We start from the raw sequence: 6,423 nt of genomic DNA, 5'->3' as shown, positions 1-6,423 counted from the left end.
AGTAATCACTCCCTATATTGGTTGGAATTAGCTACTACCATTGTAAGTGATTGCTTTGGGCTTTTTAATTTCTGTTCGGATTAATTATAGAATTTGCCTGACTAAACAACTTAGACTTTAACAAACACAGGAGGAACATTATTTTAAAGCGTAAGAATGTTGATAAAGTCGTCTTTATCCCCACGATGTTATTGTTCGGGATTGTCTCCGCATTTCTAATGTTAGGAGGTGACACACTCCAGCACTCTATTTCGCAATTATTGGACACGATGACGTCCCATTCCCAATGGCTCTACATAGGTATTTATATTATTAACTTCATCTTTTTAGTTTGGTTGGGCTGTAGTCACTATGGCCGGATTCGTTTGGGCCAACCTAACGAAAAACCTGAATATAACGATTTTCAATGGGGTAGCATGGTTTTTGCCACTGGGATTGATGCCAGCATCTTAATGCTCAGCACCACGGATCCACTCCAATACTTACAAAATCCACCATTTGGCGCTAAGCCCTTTTCAGCAGCGGCTTACCGCTACGCTAACGTCTGCGGTCAGTTTAACTGGGGACCAATGGCCTGGATGATTTTTGCCACCGCCACAATTGCGATTGGCTATGCACTCTATGTTAAGAATTTACGCGTTCAACGCTTGAGTGCCGCCATCGATTTATTAGAAGGCCCTCAAACTTACAAAAAGGTTCTCCGCCAACTCATCGACTTCATTGTCGTCTTCGGGATTATGGGCGGAATCGGCTCTTCAATTGGGATGGAAATCCCCGTCATTTCTAAAGTCCTTAGCACGATGACTGGTTTTTCAGATACTATCTGGTTAAAACTAGCCTTGTTCGTTGTTTTATTCATTCTCTTCACTTTAACCGTCTACGCTGGGTTAAATAAAGGGATCAAGAAACTGAGCGCTTGGCATATTTACACCGCGATTGGCTTTTTATTACTCGTTTTATTAATCGGCCCCACCCGTCATCTGATTGGTGCTGAAGGTCACAATCTTTTCCATCTATTTGGTAAATTTGGGCAACTCAGTTTAAACGCAACTGGTTCTGATAGCCATTTCGCCCAACACGAAATGCTCTTTTATTGGGGTTGGTGGTTATCTTACATGCCTGTGATGGGCTTGTTCATTGCCCGCATCTCTCGTGGCCGGACTATTCGCCAAGTGCTACTTGGGATGGCCACTTATGGTGCGCTTAGTTGTATGAGTTTTTACGCCATCCTCGGCGGTTACGCCCTCTTCTTACAAAGTTCCGGTCAAGTTGACCTTGTTACTTTATTGAACACACAAGGCCAAGCCGCCGTTATCGCGGCCGTCATTACGACACTTCCTTGGAAGATTGTCATGCTCGCGATTTTCTGTCTATCTTGTTTCATTTTCCTAGCCACGACCATTTCATCATCAGCCTTCATCGTTTCGTCATTTACTAGTCTTGAATTGAAAATTGGCGAACAACCTAACCGTTGGAATCGGATGGCTTGGGTTGTCATTTTCATTTTATTTTCACTCGGAATTGTACTCGTCGGTAGTTTCCAAACCGTTCAAGCGGTTTGTGTGATTGCGGGCTTCCCACTGATTTTTGTCTGTGCATTGTTACTCGTTTCGATTTTCCATGCCGTCCATAACGGTGAAATTCCGATCGAAATTGAAAATGAAGAAACTTCTCATTTTCTGAAAAAAAAACTTACGCCAAAATTTTTTATGTGATACGGTTATATCTGTTAACTTTTCAGAAAGAAGGAAATTGATATGCCTACCAATAAAAAAGAAGGTATTATTTTTACAACATTAATGTGTTTCTCAATGGTACTTGGAATGAGTATCTATAACTTATTATTACACGGGAGTTTTTCATTTGTCGCTTTAATCACCGGCTTGATTCCTGGCTTCATCGTAGCTTTCATCCTCGATGTTTTCGTGATCGGCGTACTCGCTAAAAAAATTGCATTCAGCTTACCACTTAATAAGGACAATAAATTAGTCATGATTTTAACAATTTCATGTTTGATGATTCTTGGTATGGTCACATGTATGTCACTCTTCGGTGTATTAATCGAAGGTGGGATTCCAAACGATCTCGGCGGTGCTTACAGACACGCTTGGGCAATGAACATTATCGTTGCCTTACCACTTCAATTAATCGTAGTGGGACCATTCTCACGTGCGATTCTTGGCAAAATCCAAGCAAACGCAGCAACTGCAGAAACAGCTGAATAAAAAAGAAAGTGTGTTTGAAACGGTTTGACGAGTGACACTAAGCGCAGAAGTCAGTTTCAATAAGCACATTTGAATAGTAAAAAGGCGTTAGGGCAAAATTACATCTGCCCTAACGCCTTTTTACTATTTTAATACCTTTTGAATGGCCGCTAATTCTTCAGGTGCAAACGTTAAGTTGTCTAACGCATGCACACTATCTTGAAGTTGACTCAATCTAGAAGCACCCACCAAGACACTCGCAACGGTTGGTTGTTGCAAGTTCCAAGCAAGCGCCATTTCAGCCAATGATTGACCACGTTGTTGCGCAATTTTATTCAGTTCTTGAACAGTGCTGATTGTTTGGTCGACCTTTTCAGGTGATAAGAATGGACTATCTGGACGGGCAGCACGTGAATCCGCTGGAATCCCATTTAAATAACGGTTCGTCAACATGCCTTGAGCTAATGGGCTAAACGTAATTGCGCCTAAACCTTCTTCAGCCAAGACATCGGTTAAGCCATCTTCAATCCACCGATCCAACATATTGTAACGTGGTTGGTGAATAATAAATGGTGTGCCAAGTTCTCTAAAAATTTTGGTAATCGCTTTTGTTTGTTCAGCGGAATAATTGGAAATTCCGATATATAAAGCCTTCCCTTGATGGACTAATAAATCCAACGCCCGCGCCGTTTCTTCAATCGGCGTCTCAGGATCTGGTCGATGACTATAGAAAATATCGACATAATCTAATTGCATCCGTTGCAATGATTGGTCACAACTAGCGATTAAATTCTTTTTTGAACCCCATTCACCGTAAGGGCCGGGCCACATATAATAACCCGCCTTAGACGAAATAATCATTTCATCCCGATATTGCTTCAAGTCTGAGTGCAAAATCCGACCAAAGTTTTCTTCCGCGCTACCGGCTGGTGGACCATAATTATTCGCTAAATCAAAATGTGTAATGCCCATATCAAAGGCCCCAAAAATAATTTCTTTTTGAGTAGCCACTTTATCTGTTTCACCAAAGTTATGCCATAACCCTAATGAAATTGCAGGTAATTTCAACCCAGAATGGCCGACACGCCGGTAGATCATATCGTCATACCGCGTTTCTTTTGCGTTATACATGCTTAAACGCCCTCTTTATCTGTATTTTTATGCAATCGGTTACATACGATAGTATACCATTTTCTATTAAAATAAAAAAACATCTCTTATTAAAATTAAGAGATGTTTCTTTCCTAAAAATACATACCAACAATCGTACCAGTCAGCATGGAAGCCATTGTAGCACCTAACAATAATTTCATAGTAAATTTCGCAACAACAGCACCTTGTTTCTGATCAATTGCTTTGATTGATCCTGAAATAATACCAATCGTTCCAAAATTTGCAAAACTAACTAGATAAGTCGAGATAATGGCTGTTGCTTTTGGACTCAAGGAATGTGCAATCTGTGATAAATTCCCCATTGCAACAAACTCATTTGTAATTAACTTCGTGGCCATTAAGCTTCCAACCTTAACAATATCGTCAGCTGGCACACCAATAACAAATGCGACAGGTGCAAATACCCAACCAATAATATCAGTGAAAGTGACATTAAAGAAAAAGCCAAATGTATTGTTTAAAAACGTTACTAATGATACAAATCCAATTAACATTGCTGCTACGGTTAAGGCAAGTTGAAAACCATCAACAATATAATTACCTAAAACTTGGAAGAATGGTTCCTTTTCAGTGGAGAGATGAGCTTCTATCGTTTTTTGATCCTCTACTTCTGGTTCATACGGATTAACAATACATGAAATAATAAGGGCTGAAAAAATATTTAAGAAAACAGCGACAACAACAAATTTACCGGGAACCATTTTCATATAAGAAGCCAACATTGCCGCACTTACCGCTGACATTGCGGATGCGCAGATTGTATATAAACGTTGTGGTGATAAATTAGGAATTCGTTCCTTAATTGTTAGAAAAACTTCAGGTTGCCCCAAAACAGCTGTTGAAACTGCAAAATAACTTTCTAATTCACCCATTCCTGATAATTTATTAATGCCTTTTCCTAACCATTTAATAATAAATGGTAAGACCTTAATATAGTTCAAAATGCCGACTAACGCCGAAATAAATACAATTGGCATCAATACGTTGAGGAAGAAGACTGAAGCGCCACTCTTAATTACAACGCCACCAAAAACAAAATCGACGCCACCTGCAGCTTGCCCCATTAACCAACTAAAGAAATTAGAAATACCTGCCAACACTTTAACCCCACCTGATGTATGTAAACACAGGAAGGAAATCACAAATTGGGTAACTAATAAAATACCAATTTGTTTATATCTAATTTTCTTTCGGTTGGAACTGACTAACCAACCAATCGCAAATATAAAGACTAATCCGACTATCCCCATTAATATACTCATAATAACCTCCACTTTCAGTTATCTAGCCAAAGTTTTTCAATAACATCATTGCGCCCTCTTGATCAATTTGCTTAGGTGTATTTCCCGCAAAACGTTCATTAACGACACTTTCTATATTAGTTAGTAATTCATCTTCTGAGATATTAAAATCAGTGAATGGCTTCATCCCAAGAACTTTATCTCTAAATTCACGATATTGAATAGCCGTAATTCTACCGATTTCGGTATCTGTTGGATCTGCGGGGTATTCAGCGCCCAAAATCAAACCAATTTCTTTTACTTTTTTACTTCTAACTGGTGCAATAAATTGAAGTACCCCAGGCAACGCATAAGCACAAGCCATTCCATGGGGCATATGGTACTTAGATCCAATCACATGTGCAACGGAATGACCAGCATGTGTCCCTGCATTATTTAGCATCCAACCACCTAGTGTAGCAGCGACCATCACACGTTCACGTGCTTCTCGATCCTGTCCATCTTCAATTACCTTAGGTAAGTATTTGACTAGTAAATACATAATTTTTTCGCAAATCGCATCTGTGACAGGACTCGCTAAGGTTGATGTATAACCTTCTGCCGCGTGTGAAAATGCATCTAAGCCCGTTGCAATTGTCATCCCTTTAGGTAATGTCATTACTAATTCAGGGTTCAAAACTGCAAATTCACTAACTGCGTTATTCGCTAACACCGCTAATTTGGTCTGATTTTCTGTATCCGTAACGATTAATGCATTCGATAATTCACTCCCCGTACCAGAAGTTGTTGGTACTGCTATCAATCCGGGGCAATCTTTTATTTCGTTACTTGCTGTGACGTATTCGCTAATTTTGCCACCATTTATACGAACGATATTAATTCCTCTAGCAACATCAATGGCACTGCCACCGCCAATTGCAATTAAACTATCACAATCTTGCGCCTTAAAAAATTCAGCACCTTCATCCACCACAGTTGTTGGCGGATCAGAAACGACTTTATTATAGATAGAGAATTGAATATTGTTCTCCGTCAATTTAACTTGCAATCTTTTTACAATTGCAACTTCTTTTAAAAAACTATCCATAACAATTAATGGCTTTTTATATTGTGTTTCTTTCAAAATACTCAAAATCGTTTTAGGTAAATCATCGGTTACTAATACTTTGGTCTTTTGAACTAATTTATAATCCATTTTATCCTCCTAAATTCTCTCACCGTATAACAATTGGCTAAATAATTGGCTTAAATATTGAATTGCTGGTCCTGTTGTTAATGCCGTCAGAATTGTGATTGCACCAAACCGACCACCCAACAAAACGCCAGCAATAATCAAAACAACATCCATTGTTATTTTCGAACGGCGAATACTCCAGCCTGTTTTGTCCCGGAGTGTTAACATTAATCCGTTAAAAGGATCGACACCGATGTTACTAGCAACAAATAGGCTAATCCCTAAATAATATAAAGAACAACCAACTAGACCAGCTAACCCTCGTATCCATAGCGTATTACCTACAAAAACGACGGTATACAGATAACTACCTATGCTGATAAAAAAGCCATAGGGTACAAGATAGATAAGTGTTCCGACATTAATATATTTCCGTCCAAAGAAAAACAAAATAATGATCAAACCAGTATTAATATAATTGGAAGCCACGCCTAACTGCGCATGTGAAAGCTGAGCAGCTTGTCGAATACCATCATAAATAATTCCTACCGGATCATTACCTAGTTGTGTGTTGTTATTAATCGCTACTCCAACACAGACTAAAAATACACCAATGATCGCAGTTGCCATT

General features: G+C 39.1%; 6 protein-coding genes. 2 read left to right on the top strand and 4 right to left on the bottom strand.

Going from position 1 to position 6,423, the window contains the following annotated elements:
* The first annotated feature begins 176 nt into the window (after window positions 1-176).
* Together NDN60_RS08215 and NDN60_RS08210 are read left to right on the top strand one after the other, a co-directional pair.
* Window positions 177-1,715, top strand: a complete 1,539-nt coding sequence (locus NDN60_RS08215) for a BCCT family transporter (RefSeq protein ID WP_256470489.1) — start codon at window positions 177-179, stop codon at window positions 1,713-1,715.
* Window positions 1,716-1,757: 42 nt separating this feature from the next.
* On the top strand, window positions 1,758-2,225 hold the full coding sequence (locus NDN60_RS08210; RefSeq protein ID WP_056947689.1) for a DUF2798 domain-containing protein: 468 nt from the start codon (window positions 1,758-1,760) through the stop codon (window positions 2,223-2,225).
* A 123-nt stretch (window positions 2,226-2,348) separates the two neighbouring features.
* Here NDN60_RS08210 and NDN60_RS08205 read toward each other — a convergent pair whose 3' ends face one another.
* The 4 genes from NDN60_RS08205 to NDN60_RS08190 all read right to left on the bottom strand — a co-directional run bounded on the left by NDN60_RS08205 (window position 2,349) and on the right by NDN60_RS08190 (window position 6,422).
* On the bottom strand, window positions 2,349-3,335 hold the full coding sequence (locus tag NDN60_RS08205; RefSeq protein WP_056947691.1) for an aldo/keto reductase: 987 nt from the start codon (window positions 3,333-3,335) through the stop codon (window positions 2,349-2,351).
* Between the two features lie 113 nt (window positions 3,336-3,448).
* Entirely contained in the window at window positions 3,449-4,639 is a 1,191-nt protein-coding gene (locus NDN60_RS08200) for a NupC/NupG family nucleoside CNT transporter (RefSeq protein WP_056947693.1), read from the bottom strand.
* 22 nt (window positions 4,640-4,661) lie between these two features.
* Complete coding sequence (locus NDN60_RS08195) at window positions 4,662-5,813, bottom strand: iron-containing alcohol dehydrogenase (protein ID WP_056947695.1); 1,152 nt, start codon at window positions 5,811-5,813, stop codon at window positions 4,662-4,664.
* 9 nt (window positions 5,814-5,822) lie between these two features.
* Window positions 5,823-6,422 carry a YczE/YyaS/YitT family protein gene (locus NDN60_RS08190; protein ID WP_076632351.1) on the bottom strand — a complete coding sequence of 200 codons (600 nt, stop codon included), beginning with the start codon at window positions 6,420-6,422 and terminating at the stop codon, window positions 5,823-5,825.
* Window position 6,423: the final 1 nt, after the last annotated feature.

The sequence above is a fragment of the Latilactobacillus sp. genome (assembly GCF_033176295.1).
Lineage (GTDB): Bacteria > Bacillota > Bacilli > Lactobacillales > Lactobacillaceae > Latilactobacillus > Latilactobacillus sakei.
The sequence above is the reverse complement of the archived record's forward strand: the minus strand, read 5'-3'. Positions and strand labels throughout refer to the sequence as shown.